This is a genomic window from Elusimicrobiota bacterium, assembly GCA_016788905.1.
Taxonomy (GTDB): Bacteria; Elusimicrobiota; Elusimicrobia; order FEN-1173; family FEN-1173; genus JADKHR01.
On the sequence record JAEURZ010000028.1, the window covers coordinates 1 to 20368 of the forward strand.

General features: G+C 52.1%; 7 protein-coding genes and 2 tRNA genes. 7 read left to right on the forward strand and 2 right to left on the reverse strand.

The window, feature by feature from the left end:
• The first annotated feature begins 1181 nt into the window (after positions 1-1181).
• Positions 1182-7175: a M48 family metalloprotease gene (locus JNK54_10085; protein ID MBL8024609.1), complete on the forward strand. Its 5994-nt coding sequence runs from the start codon at positions 1182-1184 to the stop codon at positions 7173-7175.
• A gap of 86 nt (positions 7176-7261) precedes the next feature.
• On the opposite strand, the gene JNK54_10090 is transcribed toward JNK54_10085, so the two are convergent.
• Together JNK54_10090 and JNK54_10095 are read right to left on the reverse strand one after the other, a co-directional pair.
• The gene (locus JNK54_10090) at positions 7262-7495 is read right to left on the reverse strand and encodes a nucleotidyltransferase domain-containing protein (protein MBL8024610.1); all 234 of its coding nucleotides are present in this window, start codon (positions 7493-7495) and stop codon (positions 7262-7264) included.
• A 36-nt stretch (positions 7496-7531) separates the two neighbouring features.
• On the reverse strand, positions 7532-8269 hold the full coding sequence (locus tag JNK54_10095; protein ID MBL8024611.1) for a chlorite dismutase family protein: 738 nt from the start codon (positions 8267-8269) through the stop codon (positions 7532-7534).
• A gap of 421 nt (positions 8270-8690) precedes the next feature.
• On the opposite strand from JNK54_10095, the gene JNK54_10100 reads away from it, so the two are divergent.
• From JNK54_10100 to JNK54_10125, 6 genes are all read left to right on the forward strand, one after another.
• Positions 8691-16769, forward strand: coding sequence for a hypothetical protein (locus JNK54_10100; protein ID MBL8024612.1), 8079 nt, complete (start codon positions 8691-8693; stop codon positions 16767-16769).
• Positions 16770-16868: 99 nt separating this feature from the next.
• Positions 16869-17741, forward strand: a complete 873-nt coding sequence (locus JNK54_10105; protein ID MBL8024613.1) for an ATP phosphoribosyltransferase — start codon at positions 16869-16871, stop codon at positions 17739-17741.
• Positions 17742-17750: 9 nt separating this feature from the next.
• Positions 17751-19235: a glutamate--tRNA ligase gene (locus JNK54_10110; GenBank protein MBL8024614.1), complete on the forward strand. Its 1485-nt coding sequence runs from the start codon at positions 17751-17753 to the stop codon at positions 19233-19235.
• Between the two features lie 72 nt (positions 19236-19307).
• A complete protein-coding gene (tpx, locus tag JNK54_10115; GenBank protein ID MBL8024615.1) occupies positions 19308-19829 on the forward strand; it encodes a thiol peroxidase in 522 nt (173 codons plus the stop codon).
• A 224-nt stretch (positions 19830-20053) separates the two neighbouring features.
• Positions 20054-20124, forward strand: a tRNA-Gln gene (locus tag JNK54_10120).
• A gap of 72 nt (positions 20125-20196) precedes the next feature.
• Positions 20197-20269: transfer RNA gene (locus JNK54_10125), tRNA-Thr, on the forward strand.
• Positions 20270-20368 lie beyond the last annotated feature (99 nt).

Genomic DNA, 20368 nt, shown 5'->3' on the forward strand with positions numbered 1-20368 from the left:
TTTGTAGGGTTTCATACCTGCCTATTTTAGCGCAGGTCTTCATATCTGCTTGGTGCAATGGCACTTTGAACTCACGGTCTTTTATGGCCGACTTTACAATAACAGAAATGTGTTATGATTCGGTTACTTCAACAGCGAATTTGGAAAGGCTTAAAAGGGAGGCGCTCGCACGATTGAAACAAGGGACAATTCTGAGTGTTGAACGCACACAGGAGGGATCCGAAACAAGGATAAGACTACCTGGGAGAAAAAATTCCCTTATTGTTAGTGCCTCCAGATCGGAATTAAGACCATTTTTGTCAAGTAAACCGATCATTGAAACACGAAAAATCGGTAAGGTTAATTTGACTTACAGGACCGCTTCGCGAAAATTTTCAGGTTTTAGGTTTAAAAAAAACCAGACGGTTAGAAAAAAGATTGATCTTAAAAGCCAGTTTTCGAAACCAATTCAATCAACCATCGCCCCAAGCTATCAAAATAGAGTTTCTGGGAAATTGGTAAATCCTGATGAGGTGTTCGATGTCGTTAAAGATGGGCTCTCTCAGGATAAAATTGTATTAATGGGAGATTTCCATAATTCAGTCTACCATCCCTCCTTCATTGACATGGTTGTCAAACTGAAAAAGTTAGGAATGATTTTTTCCGTAGCCCTCGAATTGCCGCATCACCTTGAAGTGAATATAAATGACCCGGATTATCCCTCTGCAAAATTCGTTACCGATTTAAATCTATTAATGAGTAATTTTGATGGCACACGGGTTAGGCATAGCTTTAATGCATTTTTAACTGATTGGATTGATTTGCTTCGGGTTAATTCAATTCCCATCATCTTGATCGATACGCCTCATGTCCATCCTGAACAACAAGGAGTAGATCGTGATGGCTGGATGGCCAGTAAATTCATTGAAGGCAGATCTCGGCACAGAAATAATGCCGTATTGGGAATGGTGGGAATGGAACACGTCAAGCGTGGTGGGATCCCCAAGGAATTGATAAAGAGTCGTCCATATTATAGTGGCGATGTGGTAACAATCAAAATGGGAATTGAATTTCCAATTCCTTATTCAGAAAGCGAATTTGATTACACATTTGTGGATCCACTCTTAGAACCAGATAATTCCAAAAATCCATTTAACGTATTTTTTTCGATGGTTTCGGCTGCGACCTTGAATCGATTCGGAATGGAAGCACGCGTGTGGATTACGGAGGTCATGCCTCGGTTGGAGACTTTATTTCTTGCGGCACTTTCGGGACCTTTGGTCATATGGTTGGGGGCTGTGTTTGCCTCGCCGCTCGTTCTAGGTTTGGCGGCGGCGGGGGCGGCAGGATTCATTTTTTCCGCACTCCATGTCATCCTTCTTAAATGGCAAGGAGAAAAGGTTACCGTCAAGGACGCGCTCCTTTGGGCAGGTGGTGGATTTTTGTTTGCGTTGCCTTTCGCACTTGTTGCGGCGGGATTGGTGGCCGGTGCTCTGCCCGCTGTTGGAATGGCGCTCTATCTTCCCGCCTATGCCATTAGCTTAATTCCGCATGAGGCGATTAATAAGGTGATTTTCGACAAAAAGTTGCAGGGTGTGCCGTTTTTCGCGGCGATTAGGACGTCCAGGTCCGATCCCTCAGCGAATCCCAGGCAGGCCTCACGCATCGAATTGATCCGTGATCACTATGGAATTATTGGTCCAGATAAAGAGATCTCCCGGGAGGTGGACAGCTTGGCGCGACAGGCGTTGCGGACGCTTGGTCTGGCGGAGGAGGAATTCGCTGTCGTCGTGACCGACGCCGACGAGGTCAACGCGAGCTTTTATCTTAACGGAGAAAAAGTGGTGGTGTTCCACAGGGGCCTGCTTGAATTTATGAAGAGAGAAGGGATCTTCAACCGTGACACAATCCTTTTTATCCTGGGCCACGAAGCGGGACACGCCCTTCAAGAAGAAAGAAAAAAAAAGGACAGGGATTATAACCCGTCTGGACTGATCGCGGAGTATGACGCCGATGAAAAGGGCCTTCGGGCGTTGGACGGCGGGGACGGTCGTGGGCCGCTGTCTCCCGTTGCTGGGATGGGGCTTATGAAAGCCCTTCGTTCCAAAGAAAGTCGCATGGCGGCGATCACCACAACGCATCCCCATTCCCACCGCCGCGAAGCCAAGATTTATAATGACATTCGGCATAAGTATTGGCAGAATTTGGATGCAGAACCCCAACAACTCCCACCGGATATTTTGGGAACAAAGCGCTCTGAGCGTTTTAACTTCGACGACCAACTGTACGGCTCGTTTTCCGTTTCCCACTTCGCTTTAATGGCCGAGCGGGCATCCTCCGTGCACGACCTTAAAAAAATCATGGGTTTGTATTACGCGGTGTCGGCTTATAGGGCCATTCTGGATGCTTTTCGGGAAAAGGCCGGGTCTGCTGTTCTGGATTTGAGCGAAGCAAAGGTTCGTGAATGGTTAGATGGTGCGAATTCTCCCAGCGCGAGAGCCGCCTTTATCATGAGAATGATGCAGGACCAGAATGTCAAGGCAGAAGACTATTTTACGGCTGAAGAGGCACGGGCGGTGCGGGAAATGGCTAGGGCCCATAATATTGAAATGAACGATGAAGGTTTCGCCATAATCTTGGCCAACCAGGCGGCCGACCTGAGCGGATTTCTGCTTAAATCCGCCGAGGATCGCGACCCCAATTACGCGTGGCTGCGTCCTGATAAGGCTACAATGGGAAAAGAAGAGGAAGACCTGCGCAATTTTCTTCAAAATCAAATTCAGATAATTCACGAAGGGAAAGAGTCAGAAGAACTTGAAAAAAGACTTGAAAATCGGGCGCGTACGCTGGTTCCTTCCTTGGCGCAATTAACTGAGAACGATCAAGCAGGCCTAATCGAGTATGGGGTATTGGGCCCAATCCACTTTTTGCTGAACCGCGCCTATGGTCCGGTCCTGAGTGAAAGGGACAATCCCTTTCGGGAAAAGAATTGGGATGACCCGTCGGCTGTGGCCGCTGTGCTGTTAACGGTGTTCAGAAAATACTCTAACGATTACTTGGATGCGCGGGGAAATAACCCCGTCTTCTCTGAAATTATTCGATTTGAAAACTTCGAAGTCTGGGGAAAAATAGGAAGGCTTACATCAGGGGTTGATAATTATACCCATTTGCTCATCAACGCATTGATGGGGGATATTGCAAATAATGGGGCGAACAAAGAAGCCCTGGTGCGATTGTACGAGGCCCTCGAGGTTGGGGCCGGGGTGCGACCTGGCTTTACTGCGGGGCGGTCCAGTTCATCGAAAGATGAATTGGAAAAGGTGCTGTTATCAAAAATCGAATCGCCGGAGGAATTTGTTCGCCTATTCGGGGGGTTGGGGTGGAAGGTGAGTTTGGGTGTTCCATTGATCGATGTTTTCCGAAAGGCGCAAACTCGGGAGTTGTTGGTTCAATCTTTCGGGGACATGTTGCGGCACCCCCATCTTTGGGAGCAGGCGACGAAGTCTATGCGCGATTTCGCCGAGGTCCTATATGATCAGTTCAATGTTTCCGCGGAGGAAGGGGTCGTCCTTTTGGAGGGTCTGTTATCTGAGTCAAATGTCGAGGAGCGTATTGAGGGCCAGTTTGTTAACGGAGGAGGTGTCTCGCCATCGCAAAATGGCATCGAAAATGGGCTCGCTTTTTTCTTAGGGAAAATTTCGGACCAAAAACCCCGTTTTGAAATCGGGGCTCGCTTGTACGGAAAGCGTTCTCATAATGATGCTTCAAAATATTTCTCTGGTGATTGGCGTTGGCAAGATCTCACAAAAAACTTCAGCGGTTTCCTCCCCTTTCGGAGTGGATCAAGTTCTCAGGAAGACGGCGATTTCGTTGATACAAAACAAAGTGGCCCAATTTATGTGTGCCTCAAGGAGAGTCTGGAGAGAGAAGGTGTCCCTCCCTTGGAACAGTTGGCGTTATTTTTGGAACATGGCATCGTTCCGGAGAGGGGGCTTTGGAACGCGGCAGTAAATGACAGTGACAAAGAAAACCTATTCGCGGTTTTGATTGCAAACGAATCAGAATTTATTAGGAATGGCCTAACAACAGAACACTTCAATACACTCTTGTCTATGGTTGCCTGGTCGTGGTTTTTTAATGGCGTTAAAGGTCAGCGGGATATCGCGCCGTTGGCGGGGTTCATTAATCGTCTTAGGCCCTCACTTTTTAATGAGCGCGCGTGGAACAGGTTCATGTCCAGTTATGGTTTTGAAAATTTGACCGGTAATGTTTGGGAAATCGTTTTTCAAATGTGCGCCAGCATGATCAGCCCGATCCGGGAGAATTCATTGGAGGCTCCCTCGTCAATGGAAGGCCCTCTCCCCGTCTGGGCCCGAGCGAAAGAAAATCCCAAAAACCACCCCGCTCTCACCTGGGGGGATCGGGTTTTTGTCGCGTGGAAGAGAGCGCATTCCCGTGCGAGCCCAGATCAAATTCTACAGGCTGTTCTGAAAGCCTACCCCCAGGCGACGGAACACAGAAACAAGGTCCTGATCGATTTAGTTGGTAATCCCCTTCGCGATGCCCCGAATCGTTTTATTAACATACTGCCGCACCTTCACCCCAGCCCCGTCCGAGACATCTTGGCGCGGCGGATGTTGGAAGCCGATATCGCGACCGCTTCGACCCCTCTGCAAACATATCAAGATGTTCAAAACCTTGTGGATCGATATTTTCCCCGGGAATCTGAAATTAAAAATGAGGTTCTGCTTCGACTGCTCCAAGACGTGGAAACATCGGTGGATGAATTAGAGAAACTTAGGGGGGAAAGCGTTTTGGAGCAAACCTCCAGGAGCCGCGCCGCTGGGATTGGACATAGAGTTTTAGAGCATTTAGGTGATGCTTTGGAAAACCATACCGCAACGCAGAAACGCGAGACCTTTGAATGGCTGATTGGTGTGAGCAAGGAAAAGCCCGATGTGGTCCAGGTTTACGAAGAGGCCCAGAAAGTAGACTTGACGGACCTGCCCCTTCTTTTGTCCCTTGCAACGGAAACAGACAGGTATTTATTTCTAACCACCTTATTCATCGGGCCAGTGGGGCTTTTGGCCAACGAGGGAGAGCGTCGGACGTTGATCGAAAATATTTTTCGTCACGGGTTGGGTGAAGAACCCAATGGAGATAATAAGTTGTGTCTTATATTTGTTGAAACTTTCAATGCTTCCCCGGAGTTGAAGCAATTGGACTTGATTCACGGCATTTTTGGCCATTTTTTAAAAAAGAAGGGAAACGCGACCGATGGGCGCAACGAATTAATACGCGATTTGTTGGCAAGTTTTGGCGTGGTCGGCGTGAAATTGGGCCAGGTTTTGGCAAAGCAGTCGATCATCACCAGCGCGGACTTGAGGGCGGTGTTGGAATCCCTTTCGGATCGAGTAACTCCAATGGATAAGCGCTACTTGATGGGTGCTCTTTTGTTCGACAACTCTTTCGGATCATTAAAGGAAAGGATCAAAACTATTGGGAGACTTTTGGGGAGTGCGTCCATTAAGCAGGGATATATGACAACTCTGGTTGATGGGCGGCAAGTAGCGCTCAAATATATTCGACCCCTCGCCCGTTACGAAGTTCGGGTGAACATGGAGATTCTTAAAAAGGTTATTAATAACCTGCGCGGCAAAATCGAAGGTCTGGAAAATATATCGGATACGCTAGTAGACCAAGTAGGCCAGGCGGTCCGGCGGGAACTGGACATGGCGGCGGAGGTGGAGGGACAAAAGAGTATCGGCGCCACCTCCAACGGCGATTCCTATGGCGGATGGCGATTGAATATCCCCCGCGTGGATGGAACGTTGGAGGGTCGTCAATTTTTCGCTGACGACTTTGTCCGTGGTGAACCCTTAAAAAGCGATTTAGTCGCCAGGCTCCGCGGGACGGGGGATTACCCCGCAATAGCCGCTCTCGTCTATCGAGCGCTCTTGAAACAGATGCTCATTAACGGCCGCTACCACGCCGATCTTCATGCGGGCAATATTCTGGTCGACGTGGAAAATAAAACTGTCCATATCCTGGACTTTGGCAATACAGGAATTCTTTCGAGCGAAAACCAAGATGCCTTTATCCTATTTCTGTCGGCTCTCGATCGAGGGGATTCTTTTTCCGCGTTGGGTGAGTTGGAGCGAATGGCTACTAAGTTATCTTCCCTTACGACCGATGAGCGTGACAAATTGGTTGGATTGGTGACGGTTCATGGGGCGTCGGTGGAGGCCAAACTGCGTGACATCAAAGTGTTGTTGTCTCGAAACGGGGTGGAATTTACAGAACAGTTTGAGGTTCTTTTCAAGGTATTCGAGACCGTTACCTACCTCACCGGGAGCGTCCTGGATGGCGAGCCTGAAAGAATATTGAGGGGAGTGGTGTTGCGAAGGCAGTTTATTTCGGTGCGCCGTATCTTTTCACGAACGACTTGGAAACTTTTGAAAGGGTACTTGTTCGGACCGAAGCGAGGTGCGGGGAATGAACCGCCAATGACACCCCCTGGTTCCCTTGATTCAGATAAGAAAACGGTGGGGTTCGGCAATGCTGAAATTTCTTTGCTCAGGGAGATTGTAGGAGACAGCCGTCCCTTAGATTTCGAGGCGCGGGTGCGTGATGCCTTGCTAAATGCGGAGGCAGGGGTGGATCTGGACGAATCTGGACGCCAGAAGGCTCGGGTGGCCATGGGTGAAAAACCGGACGCGGTCCATAAGCTGGGATTGATTCGGTTCGAGTCCTCTGGTAGGGCGGACGCTCTCCCGGGTGCCGTTCAGACTATGGACTTTTCGGACTTCGTTGGAGAGGAGCGTGTGAAGGCCGCCTCCTATTTGTTGGGTCTTATTCAGGGGCGGGGGGAGAGGGCTGCCCCGATTGTTATCTCAGGTGTTATGAATTCAACCGAATTGGAGGGGATAAACCCCGCACTGGAAGCTTATCGGCCGTATATCCTTTTCGCCCCGGATGGTGTCATTGGCGATGGGAAACTGATCTTGGTAAGGCTGATAGGCTTTTTAAATCAGCATAATATTCCTGTTCCTGCCCTGGACGTGGTGGCAGCCTCCAAGGATTCTGTGGACATTACAGGAGTTTCTGTGAAAGTGACCGTCCGTGAGTTCTCTTCTATTGCCAAGGCTGTTCAAGATTGGATAGATCGGGCGGTCCTTTTGGCGTCACAAGCCTAATCCATACACCTCGTTGTCCGCGTACAATCGCTCTTTCTATTATTTGAGGATAATCCTTTCCCGTGGATTAGTCATTCGGGGGAGGATCAGCAGGATTCCAAGGAGGAAATGAGGGTGGTCAAAGAAAACTCGGTAAGCGGAGTTGTGGAGAGGAACAGCGATCGGTAACGATCCGCAGGAGGGAATAGCTTTTTGGTGAGGACCGCCAGATCAAAGTCACTATCAAACCGTAATTCACTACGGGCGGCGCTTCCAAAAAGATAAATGAGGCGGGGGGAGAAAGGCAGCAGTTTTTGGAGAATTGCCTTTATCTGTTTAATCCTAAGAATTGGATCTGGGTGATCGGTACGGCCACGTTAGGCAATAAGATTCAAGGTGTCTTCTACGCTTCGGCGGACGCCGGTGAAGATGGGGGTGTCCCTTAGCGTGTAGCGGCTGCCTTGGGTTTCCCTTAGGGCCATGACGAGATCAACGAAGTCTGAGGGGTAATCGGACTCGAAGGCGACGACGAATTCTTGGTCGTCTAGGCCGAAAGAATAGGTGGTGTTGAGTTTCACTGAGGGGAATTTGTTGCCCACCATGATGTGCTCGTCCATCATTTTTTGGCGGTCCTCTTTGCTGAGAAGATACCACTCGCGGGTTTTGACGAAGGGGTAAATGAAGAGGTATTTGTATTTGCCCGGTTGGATTTTCGCTCGTTGGTTTTCATGTTCTGGGTTCAGTTTGTCCACGTAGGTGGATCGTTTGGATTGGGACAGGTATGACGTGGGCATGGTGAGGTAACTGCCCAGTTTCGTTCGGTTCAGCGCGGCGGACATCTCTTCAAAATCTTCCAGGCGATAACTGATGCGCCAGAGGAAAAAGTCGGTTTCTGGCCGGAAGCCCAATGTGGAATAGGACAAGGTGATCACGGAACCAGAGAAGGGGGCCAAGGCTTCTGCGGCTTCTTTTTTTCCAGCGGTGCGTTCGGCTTCGGGCAGTCGGCGCCAGGCGGGGTCGAGTTTATAGAAAGCGAAATTGACGAACTGTCGGGCGGCTGGTGGTGTGGCTGGTCCGCCGGGTGAGGCGGCGGGGTGTGCGACGGGAGCGTTCATGGTTCCTCCTCAAAAATCTCAAAAATCGTTTTTCTTCGACGGAAAACGTGGGTTAATTTGTTGAGGGATTTTAACATATTTGAGGGTTGGTGGGGCTTGAACGCGGGAGATTAATGAATGGAAAGTCAAGACTTGACCCCAGAGGGGGCTTGACATCGGTCGGGTAAATGCTATTATTCTTTTCAGCACAGAGGTGTGCTGATCAGTGACAATGGTGTCCCACTTGGCTTTGGCCTTGTGGGACTTTTTATTTCCGGCCTTGGGGCCGGGCCGGGGAGGGAGGTCTTCGGCGGGTGAAATTTGGGTTCGGCGGATGTCACCGCCGGGGCCGAGCCGCTTCCAGCGAGCTCAACAGACGATGGCGTCTCATGCGCAGGTGCGCGTGGGGCGTCTTTTTTTTTACGAACTCAAGGAGAATCTTATGGGAAAAATTTCGACCTCTCGCAATAAAAATCACTGGGCCACTCGGTTGGTGGGCGCGGTTACGGCCGCGGCTTATCTTGTGACTATTTTGGGTGCTGCGCCTGCGGAGGCCTCTTTTTGGGAAGACCGGGCCGCGGCACGCTCTCGGTTGGAGGGGAACGGTGGGCAATCGCCTACCCTGTTGGCCCAACTGCCGGCTTCCCAGGCCTTTTCGTTTGGGTCGGCCATTCGGCCGGTCCCCCTCGTGGCCCCGTCGCCCTCTCTTTCCAAAATATTGGCTTCCACGCCCCTGTGGGCGCGGCGGGCGGTGACCCCTTATGCCGACGTGCGTGTGGTGCGGGAAGGGCGGTCCAGCGACATTCGATTTTTCTTGGTTATGGATGCCCATGACGTTTACTCTGCCCAACAAAATGTGGCCCGGCTTTTGGAATCCCTGGGATCTCAAGGGAAAATGGTGGTGGGCGTGGAGGGGACCACCGGCGCGTTTGATTTGGATCGCCACCGGGGGCTGTTGCCTTCTCCGGCTCAGGAACAACTGACGGACCATTTGCTCAAAAAGGGGTTTATCAACGGGCCGGAAGCCTTTGGTTTGACCGCCCCCACGGTGCCCCATTTGTGGGGAGTGGAAGACCCCGCGCTTTATGACGCCAATGTGCGCGCCTACCGCGACTCTCTGAGCGCGGAAGGGGAGACCCGATCTGCCCTTGCGGTTTTGAAAAAAGAAGGGTTTGAACGTCAAAAAACGGTTTTCTCTGGGGCCTTACAAAAACTGGACCGGGAAGTTCAGGCCATGCACGAGGATCGCGGGGATTTGGGTCGTTACGCCACGGAAATTTCCCGTGGGGCGGGTGGGGGGGTGGGTCAGCACGTGCAACGGTTTTTAGATGCCAAGGCATTGGAAGACAAGATTTCGTTCCCTGCGGTGGAGCAAGCCCGGGCCGCTTTCATTGAACGGCTTTCGCCCCTTTTGGGCACGGCGGAGATGGCCAAGCTCGTTCAAGCGACCACGGTGTTTCGCACGGGGGGGGAATCCGCCAAGGACTACTATCGGATGATTGAGGCCGTGGGCCTTTCGAAAGGGGTTCCGCTGTCGGCTTATCCGGCGTTTCGGGAATACATTAGTTACGTTTCCTTGGCGGACGGGATTGGTGCCGCCCAGCTTATGGAGGAATTGGACGCCTTGGAGACACGGGCCTATCAACGATTGGCGACAGGAGAAGCCCTGTCATTGGCTGAATGGAACAAGGACTTACGTTTGGCCGAGCGGGCGGTTGAACATGCTTTGACACCCTTGGAATGGGGACAATTTGAAGCGCGCCGGGAAGAATGGGCCCGGTTGACGGAGAGGGCCCATTCCCTTGGGTTTTCGACGTCGGCGGCGGAGACGGTGCAAACTCAACTGCCCAAGTTCGCGGCGTTCTTTGAAGCGGCGGAAGCCCGCAACAAAACCCTTTTGGAGAACACTTTAGCGGAGGCTCGGCGGCAGGGGGCCAACACGGCGGTTTTGGTGACGGGTGGGTTTCACGCGCCGGCATTAGAAAAGCGGCTCATGAATGAAAATATTCCCCACGCGGTTTTGTCGCCCCGGGTGGCGGAGGTCCCGGAATCGGGGGCCGGGTATTTGCAGGCTTTTGCCCCCACGCGGACACCGTTGGAACGGTTATTGTTGGGTGAAAGATTGTTTATGAATCCTCCCTCCGCCACGGCGGTGGGAACCCAATTGCCTTCCTCCCCTTACAACCTCTCTGCCCGGACATTAAATTCAGCGGAAATGGTGTATGGGGTTACACTGGCAGAAGATCCGGCCTCTTTTGCCGAAAACTGGAATCGCCAAAATCCGAATACAGGACGGGTTTCGGTTCAGGCGATCCAGGAGGAGGGAACGAAATCCCTACGGATTTCATTTGTTGGGGCGAACCAAGAGATCTTGGTCGCAACGGACCAAACGGAGAGATCCTTAACGGCTCCAAAAAAATTAGCCGCGGCGGTCGAAAGAAAAGGGGGGAAAGTCGTTGATGAAGGGCACGTGGGAAACGTGAATTATGCCATTGGTGGAAAAGCGGTGTCGCGCGTTCTGCCGGAAATATTGGCCGGTGTTGGATTTATGGTTTGGCTGGGAGGAACATCCCTTTCTCCCCCGGCGCTCCTTATCGGACTTGGTCTGTGGGGGATTTTGGGCGGAATGATGTTACGGGCGGTGATTTTATCTTCGGTTTACTGGCATGGAATGGGGCATGCCGCTGTGGTGAGCGCTCTGGGAAAACAAAATTTCAAACAACTGATGCATTCCTATGAATCGAGTCTCTCCTTCGAAGCCCTGGTTCCTTTTTCGACCATTTTCATTCCAGGCCTTTCAAGCAAAAGCAGTGCGCCCTCTATGGCGGCGCTGGAAGCGGATTCCCCTTCACTGGGAAACCGCGTCGCCGCCTTGGCGGGGCCCCTGAGCAATTTGATGGTGGTGGGCCTCGTGGCGCCTTTCTTGGGGATGACGGGAATATCTGATTTTACCTATTTGGCTTTGGCCGCCGTGGCGGGGGTTAACCTATGGACAGTTTTGACTTCTGTCTCCGACTTTCAAACGGCAATAACGGGTATTGCCCGGGTGTTTGCGTGTGGGGTCATTGGGGTTGTTTACGGTGGGCCGAACGCGAAAGGGGCCGCCATGCCCGTAGGGTTGCAATCTGTTCTCGATACAGCCGTTCGCCGAACCCTTCACCGGGGAGGTCAATCGGGAGGGGTGGCGGCCATCGCTGTTAAAGAAAATGGCCATTCGGAGTTTTCGTATTTTGTGGAGAAAGTGGCCAAAGAAAAAAATCGTCGTCTTCGATTGGGGAAATTAATGCGGGACGCCTCATCCCGGATCTCCGATCGGGCTGAAAAAGACGGGTATGGGGGATTAAAGCGTGTGGTGGCTGTGGCCCACACCCGGTATGGAACAAATTTGGCCCAGCCTATTGCACTCAATGCCCATCCCCATTTGGGCTCGAACCATGAGGACACGATCGTTTATATTGGCGAGGGGGGCCGGGATGATCATTATGAACGGCCCTGGAACGGTCCCCGGGCCAAACCGGCGGTGAAATCCATCGCTATGCCGCGCGGAGTTGCCATTGCACATAATGGAGACGACAACGCCACGGCCGTTTCCCTGGATGGGGAGAAATCAATTTATATCACCAACGATGAAGATGCTTTATTAAGTGAACACATGACCGGATTTAAAAATCCCGCGGAGGGCGATTCCCCCCAAATCGCCACTCGGATGGAACGATGGATCACCCAGGGATCGGTGATGGCTTCCCTTCGGTTGGCCCTTTTTCAAACGGGTGTGGCGTCCCTCGCGGGGAAAAATACTCACTTTGCGGAAATTTTGGAGCGCGCCCCCACACCCGGCCTGTTGAACGGATTGTTGCAGACCCAAGCCCTTCAATCTTTTGAACGTGAAGTTGTTGTGCTTCTGCAACGACATCCCCAGGCCAACCGTTTGGAAAATCTCTTTGCGGCGGCGGGGGCCCGCGTGCAGAGCAATGAAGCTTTTTGGGATTTGGAAGAGCGGGTGCCTTTTGAACGTGGATCAGATATTGAAGGGTTGCGAAATCGTTTCGCAGGGCAGGCAGACGCTTTTCTACAAAACCTGCCGTGGTTTAACGATCTCCAGGGACATGAGCAAAAAGAATTGGCCCAGGTGTTCAGCGATCTCTTTTTGAAATTCTATTTTACGGGAGATTTTCGTCGATCGGGAATTCATTTGCTCCGGCGGGCCGATTCGACTTCAACCCATGGCGTGATGAACACCACGGTTTTGGAAGGGGAAAGCGCCCAATGGTTACGCCAAAATCAACCGTTTTATGTGTGGGTGACGGAAGATGGGAAAAGTCTGGCGGGGAGCAGTGAGTCCAAAGCGTTTTTGGGTGGAAAAATTGGAGACAGTTTATTTCGCTATCGGTTGACGTTGCGGAACGGAGAAGTAGCGACCTTGCGGGAGAACCGGTTGGTCATAGACCACGTGGAGAAAGGACGCGTGGCAGAATACGACTTTGACCATATGGATCGAGTGACAGAGGAGAGGCGTTGGTTGGATTTGGAGAACAGCCCCTACGTGTCCCCTTCCTCCTCGCTGGAAACCGCTCCGGAACAACGGGTCCGTGAGGACGAAGAAATGATTCCCTGGGTGAATGAAACTCTTAAAGAAGAGTTTTCCGATCCCGCTTCTCACAACAGTCAAACCGGTCGCGCCTTTGTGACCTTGTTGATGAATCGCTTAACAAAGAAGAAAAAAGGGATCGATTTGGTCATCGTGGGAACAGAAAAAAGTTTTGACGCCGGCAACCAGCACGCCGAGACCTTAAGAAAATTATCCAGCATGGCGGGCCGTCCGCTTAATATTGAGGTGGTTTATGCCGCCGAATTCAGTCGAAAAGATCTGGTGAAATTGCGGGATAAGGGATTCGGAGCGGATACTCTCGTCTTAGGGGTGGCCAGCTCGGGCCAAACGGCGAACACCATGTATGTTTTGGAAAGTTTAAATAAGGCGTGGGAGGGGTTGTCCGAAGCCTCGGAGAGAACCTCTGTGGAGGGTAAAACACCGCCCCATTTCCTGGTTTCTGCTGATATAGACAACCCTTACACCGAAGAGGTTTTGGGGCAAGGGCTAGCGAAGGGGGATCCCTTTATCGCCAGGAACTTTGTGACGTTTCCGGGGTTGGACTCGTTTCATCCATCGGAGGCGGCCACCGTGACCCACAAGGCGACCGAGCGGTTGCTCAAAGAAGTGTCCGTATTGTTTGCAGAATCGTTAGCCCAACGGAGTCGGCGTTGGAAGTCGGGTGGCTTAGCAGCGGGGGTACCTGAGACTGTTCGTCAGATGGTGGACAATGGAGATGAACTGGACCGGCGAATTACGGGTTTGGATGCGAATGGGAACTCCCACCTGAAAGTGCGGCAAACGGGGGAAGTGAATGATATCCCAGATCAGATTCAATCCATGGCGAACCGGATGCAAGGCGCCTTTTTAGAAACCCTATGGGCAACGGCCGCCACCGCTTTGTTTGTTTCCGTCACGCTCATGTTGCATCAGACGCCTGCTTCGGTTTTGTTGGGCTGGTTTCCCAATGGGGCGTTTCCGTTTGCTCAAGGCCTTCCGGTTTTGGCCGCGATTGTTGGGATGCTCACGCTGGGGGGGGTGGCGTGGAAAACGAAGATGTGGAAGTGGAGCCTGTTCTTAGGATTGTTGGGAATGGTCACGGTATTGGGCGGAGGTCTTTTTCTTGGTGAATCACTCTTCATTGGGGTGGACGCCCTTGGTCACGCCATGGGGTGGGGTGGAATCGGGTCTTCCCTGGGTCATTTGCCGATTTACCTGGATGTTTCTCCGGTTAACATTGTGAATATTTTGTCCTACGTTTTCTTCTTTTTCGCCGCAACGTTAGGCATGCGTCAAGTGACCGGTCGGCCTCTTTGGGACCGGCTGGGGGGGAGAATTCTTGTTGTGTCGGATGCGCAACATTCTGTGGCACGCTTAAGCGCCGCTCGATGGCGGCGGTTGGTGAACCAACGGTTCGCTTGGATGGGATTAAATTCTGTGAATGAATCTTCTTTGGGGCGGCTGACCCATGAAGAGGCTCTTAATTCCAATGTGCGCGGAAACATTTATCTGCTGGGAGAATCTCGGGATACCGTGGGGCCCACTGTGATGAATTACAAACAGTTGGGGGGAAGCCCCAACGGCCCGGGCCGCATTTGGCGCATGGGCATTGGACACAAACAGAAGGGGGAAGAAAGCCCGGCCTATTCGGAAGGATATATTTCTTTGGCCATGAAGGGGGACAACCCGGCAGGGGATGATCTCGACTTGGCTGAGATTCAGGATCTGATTCAAGATGGGCCCGCGCGAGACACGGCGGGGATGGTTTTGGCTTTGCGCGTGGCTGAAAAAATGTCGTCCGTTAAACCCCTGAACTTTGTGCCGGGGATGACTTCCAGCGAAGCAAAAACCTCAACGACCCAACAGCCCTTTGCCCCTCTCTCTGAGACGGAGGTTCGGGACGTGTTTGGTTTGGGTGCGTCCCGCTCTCTTGTGTCAGAACCATCTGTTGAGAGCCCATCGGCTGAAGAGGAAATGGGGGGAGGAACTTTCTTCCCAACCGTGACAACTTCCGAAATGGCTTCCACTTCAGTGTCCACGATTGAAAAGCCGGCAGTGCCGGAGGCCCTGTCTGTTCCCGCTGAAATAGACAGGGCGGAACTCATTGAAGAAAAAATGAAAGATGATCCCCAAAATGGGGATTCCTTCGTGGTTTCTTCAACTCCAAAAACAGTGGCGGAGGACGATGCGTCAACGGTGGTGGCGCAAAAAGACCATGAGGCCTGGAAAGAATTTCGGCGAACGTGGATCACTGGACCTATCCAAAAGTTGGCCAGGATGACCGTGTTTTTAATCGCGGCCATTTCCCTGACCTCATGGGGTGGGAATTTGATGATGGGGATTGATCGAACCCTCAGTCAAATTTTTAACCGACCCGCCTTTGGTCAGGAACGGGGGTCCAGAGGTCATCTGGAAAATATTGAATTTTGGACTTCCAAACTATTTTCTGTGGCCACTCCCAAGGGGAGCCCGACGACCACAGAGGCGGGTAATGTTTCTGGGCAGAAATTATCTTCGTCGACTACGAAAGTGTCTGTTGTTAACACGCGTGAGACAGGGTTGATCTCCTATGAAAACCATCCTTATGAGGGGGTTCGTTTCTTGGGGAAGGTGGAACCCTCCGTTGTTCGCGTTCTTCATCGGGACGGGGTTTGGGTGAATGTTAATGCGAACGGGCGGGCTGGATGGATTCACAGTAAGCACCTCTTTAATCTCAAGGGCGGGCGGGCCCGCGTGGTTAACACGTCTTCGCTCTTTGACGTACGGCCTTTTGTGAATGGGGGAAAACGCGGGCGGTTTGCTAAAGAGGCGGCCTTGGAAGTTTTAGAAGTGGAGAGAGGTTGGAGCAAGGTAAGGGCTTTAGGCTCTGAGGCGGCTCCGGTGTGGGTCAGTGGTCGGTTCTTGAAAGCCGTCCCGGCGGGGCAAACGGATTCTTCCGTTAAATCAGAGATACCTCAGACCAGGGGCGATACCGTGCCTTCGGTTGTTGTTCAACCTTCTATTGGGAAGGGTTCGTTGGCTCCGCTCCTTGTGCCGATGGTTCCTCTTTTGGGGATTTTGGGTAAGCGGCGTGTGCCGGTGTCCACATCCCCTGGCGCCCTTTTGCGCCAGCGGTTGTTGTCAGGGGCGCGGCGGGGGTGGGAGGGGGAAAACATTCCGGTGGCTAAAGCCGTGTTGGCTTTTGCTGAAAATCCCTCAGACACGGCATGGGGAGACAAGGGAATTCGGCTGGCGCTTGGCTATGGCGCTTTGGCGGGCGGGACCTGGGCCAAAGATCGGCCCCTTGTGAATGATTTCCGTCGAACGCGTGAAGAATTAAAGGGCCAGCCTTTGACAGTCTTAGAGGGGCGGCGGTTGACCGGGTTGGCGCGACTTGCCTCCACCTGGGAACGGGCCTCAACGCCTTCTTATGTTGATGGGGCTTTGCAGGTGCTTAACTTAACTTCCGCTGAAGAGGAAACGCAACTTTTTCATCACTGGGCTGTGGCGCTGGACCGGGTTGTGACTCACGGGGGACAGATGCCGGTGTTGATAGCCCAATCGAGTGCTCAGAGAGATCGGTTGGAAGCTTCTCTTAATGCGTGGCGGGCGGAAAACCGTTCGTTGGGTTTAGAAATTCCCACGGGGCAGACGCGGTGGGTGTATTCCGACACGCTGTCAACGGATGTGGCAGATCGGGATGACCAGGGGGTGCTCCACTCCGTTCGCATGGGGGCTCTCCTTACCGGGGCGAAGGTGGATATTCGAAATGTTCAATCGATTGATCTCGTCACGGGGGTTCAACCTGACTGGATTTGGGATCGGTCGGATCTACCAAATGAGGTGGCGGTCCGGTTAATTATTGGGGTTTTAAAAGATCTCTCGCTCTCGGCTCCCTTGGACTCGGCGCAGAACGCCATTCGTTCGGCCCGGAAAGCCCTCACGGCGGCCTAAGCGTTTTCTTTGAAGCAGTGCCCTCCCTTGCTTGGGTCGCGGGGGAGGGCACCTTATTTGCTAGAATCCTTTCTTCATCTTATTTCGAACGGAGTCCCTATGAAAAAACTGAAGCTGGGTATGCCGAAGGGCAGTTTGCAGGAATCCACTATTGAACTTTTTCGGAAAGCGGGTATCCGAGTCAATGCTTCGGATCGTTCTTATTTCCCGTCATCGGATGACGACGAATTGGAAATCATGTTGGTGCGGTCGCAGGAGATGGCGAGCTATGTGGAGTCCGGCGTTTTCGACGCGGGTTTAACGGGAAAAGACTGGATTATGGAATCTGGCGCTAAGGTAAAGGAAGTGTGTGAACTGCTTTACGCGAAGTCGGGGTTTCGCCCTGTGCGGTGGGTGTTGTGTGTGCCGGAGGGGTCTTCCATTAAATCCGTTAAGGATTTGCAGGGCAAGCGTATCGCCACTGAAGTTGTGAACATCGTGAAAAAATATCTTGCCAAAAACAAAGTCAAAGCCAAGGTCGAATTTTCTTGGGGGGCGACGGAAGCTAAAGCGGGGCGGTTTGTCGACGCTATTGTGGAGCTAACGGAGACGGGGTCTTCCTTGCGGGCGAATCACTTACGGATCATCGACGAGCTTTTGACCTCCTCCACGCGGTTCATTTGCAATCAGAAGGCTTGGGCCGATCCTTGGAAGCGTGAGAAAATCGAAAACATGGCCATCCTCCTTCAAGGGGCTTTGGCCGCTGAAGGTCTGGTGGGTATCAAGATGAATTTGAAAGAAGCTCATTTAGCCGCCGTCACCTCGATTCTCCCGGCGTTGCGCAAACCCACCATTTCTCATTTGACTGAGGAAGGCTGGGTGGCGCTTGAAGTCATTATGCCGGAGAAAGAAATTAAAAAGAATATCCCCGCGTTGAAACGGGCGGGAGCGGAAGGTATCATTGAATATCCGCTTAACAAGATCATTTACTAAGGATTGACTGTGTCCGTTCGCGTCCGCTTCGCTCCGTCCCCCACAGGGTTCCTCCACATCGGAGGCGCCCGCACCGCCCTCTTCAACTGGCTCTACGCCCGGCACATGGGGGGAACCTTTATCCTCCGTATTGAGGACACCGATGAAACGCGCTCGACACAAGAATCGGTCGACGCCATTTTTAATGGAATGAAGTGGTTGGGGTTAGACTGGGATGAGGGGCCCACGTCGGCCTCGGACCCCACCGCCGTCAAGGGGGCCTTTGGCCCTTATTTCCAAATGCAGCGGTTGGTTCATTACAGAAAATACGCCGACGCGCTTGTGGCGGCGGGAAAAGCGTTCTACTGTTTCGCCACTCCCGAGGAAGTTCAAAAATCCAAAGAACGCGCGGCTCTTTTGAAAAAGGCCCCCAAGTTTGTGAGCCCTTACAGGGACCTCACGCCGGCCCAGCGGGATGAAAGGATTAAAGAAGGGAAATCTTACACCGTTCGCTTTAAAACCCCTTCCATCGGTCTTGTGGAATTCGCTGATCTTATCCGCGGTCCCATGAAGTGGGAAAATGACTTGATTGAAGATTTTGTTATTCTAAAGACGTCGGGGATTCCGACCTATAATTTCGCTTGCGTGGTGGATGACCACCTCATGGAGATCAGCCATGTGATTCGGGGTGACGATCATCTTTCCAACACCCCTCGGCAGGTCCTTTGTTTCAACGCGTTGGGTTGGACGCCTCCGGTGTTTGCCCATTTATCGATGATTTTAGGATCCGATGGTCAGCGGTTATCGAAACGCCACGGGGCAACCGCTGTGGAAGAGTATCGCGACGCGGGTTATTTGCCCGAAGCCACCCGGAATTATTTGGCGCTCCTCGGTTGGTCAACCGAGGACAGCCAAGATCTTTTCACCCAGGACGAGCTTAAGCAGAAGTTTTCGTTGGAGCGGTGTGGCAAAAGCCCCGCCATTTTTGACTCGAATAAATTGGTTTGGATGAATGGGGAATACATTCGCAAAATGTCGATCGGGGAATTGGTGGACAGGGCTCTTCCCTTTATTAAGACAGCGGGGTTTTTGAATGGGCAGGAAGAAGCGCGTCGTTCAGAAATTGAGGCGGCGGTGGCGTTGGAGCATGAAAAGATTAAACATTTGACGGATGTTCCCAATCTGATTGAATTTTTCTTCAAGGACGTGGTGTACGATCCCCCTTCTGTCGAGAAGGTTCTTAAAAAACCCGATGTTGTGGAAGTTTTAAAAGACGCTGTCGTGACCTTCGAGGCGCTTCCCACGTTCACCGCTGTCTCGACCGAAGAGGCCTCCAAGAGTTTGGCGGCCAAGCGGGGGATCAAAAATGCGGCGGTCTATCATCCTGTGCGGGTGTCTGTCTCGGGGCGTACGCAAGGCCCCAGTCTGTTTCATATGTTGGAAGTTTTAGGTCGCGACCGATCCCTCGTGAGGATTCGCCATACCATCGATCGGTTGGTTGCCGGCTCCTTGTGATGGGGCGGATGACTATCCGGACAAAATGTGTCATAATTCACATGAAACTTATTTCTTGATAAGGAGACTTTCATGAGCATTGAACGCAAAGGTGGTACCACATTTAAAGGGAATCCCCTGACCCTCATTGGTGAAGCCATTAAAGTTGGCCAAAAGGCACCCCACTTTAAGGCCGTGGCTGGCGATTTAAGCGAAGTGACCCTGACCTCTTCGGCGGGTAAAACACGCCTCATTATTGCTATCCCTTCATTGGACACTCCGGTCTGTGAGCAGGAAACTCGAAAATTCAACCAAGAAGTTTCCGGAATTGGAGGTGTACAAACGTACATTGTAAGTATGGACCTCCCTTTCGCGCAAGGACGCTTTTGCCAAACAGCGGGAGTGAAGAATATTCAAGCCATTTCGGATCATCGGGATGCTTCCTTCGGTTCAGCCTATGGAACTCTCATTAAAGAGCTTCGATTGCTTTCCCGTGCTGTCTTTGTGGTGAATGCCCAGGATGTAGTGACCTACGTGGAATACGTTCCCGAAATGACCAATCACCCCAATTACGAGGCTGCCCTGAACGCCGTTAAAATACCCGCTGGCGTTTAAAAACGTTCTCAGAGGTCTATCGATTTGCTAGAATCGCCCCCGTTCGGCGCCTCAACCGCGCTGAGCGGGGGTCTGATTTTTTGCCGGATAAGGTAACGGCAGCCTGCGACCGGGCCGAGGGAGGCCCGGAAGTGGTTGGAGGCCGCTAGGTCGGAAACCACCAGGGGACCTGGCCTAAGTCAGAAGATTTTTTTAAAGGGGCGGTTCACAATTACCCGAAATTTTGCCGGATGAGGTAACGGTAGCCTGCCAGGCTCTGAACCTGGTCGTCTAGGTTCGAATCCTAGTCCGGCAGTTTTTTTAGTACAATCTTTCGACCCTCGGAATAGCAGTTCGCGAACCCTCGCGTATTGATGGGGCAAGCAGAGCTGGGATAGCTCAGTTGGTAGAGCACACCCTTGGTAAGGGTGAGGTCGTCGGTTCAATCCCGATTCCCAGCTGATTTTTATATCACGATAACTTACGAAGGAGAATAAAAATGGCAAAACCCAAGTTTGAGCGCACAAAACCCCACGTGAACGTGGGGACGATCGGACACG

Bases quoted from the DNA above. Each gene is read 5' to 3' on its own strand.
- JNK54_10085 (MBL8024609.1), top strand. From the start codon at position 1,182: ATGGAAGCACGCGTGTGGATTACGGAGGTCATGCCTCGGTTGGAGACT.
- JNK54_10095 (MBL8024611.1), bottom strand. From the start codon at position 8,269: ATGAACGCTCCCGTCGCACACCCCGCCGCCTCACCCGGCGGACCAGCC.
- JNK54_10100 (MBL8024612.1), top strand. From the start codon at position 8,691: ATGGGAAAAATTTCGACCTCTCGCAATAAAAATCACTGGGCCACTCGG.
- JNK54_10105 (MBL8024613.1), top strand. From the start codon at position 16,869: ATGAAAAAACTGAAGCTGGGTATGCCGAAGGGCAGTTTGCAGGAATCC.
- tpx (MBL8024615.1), top strand. From the start codon at position 19,308: ATGAGCATTGAACGCAAAGGTGGTACCACATTTAAAGGGAATCCCCTG.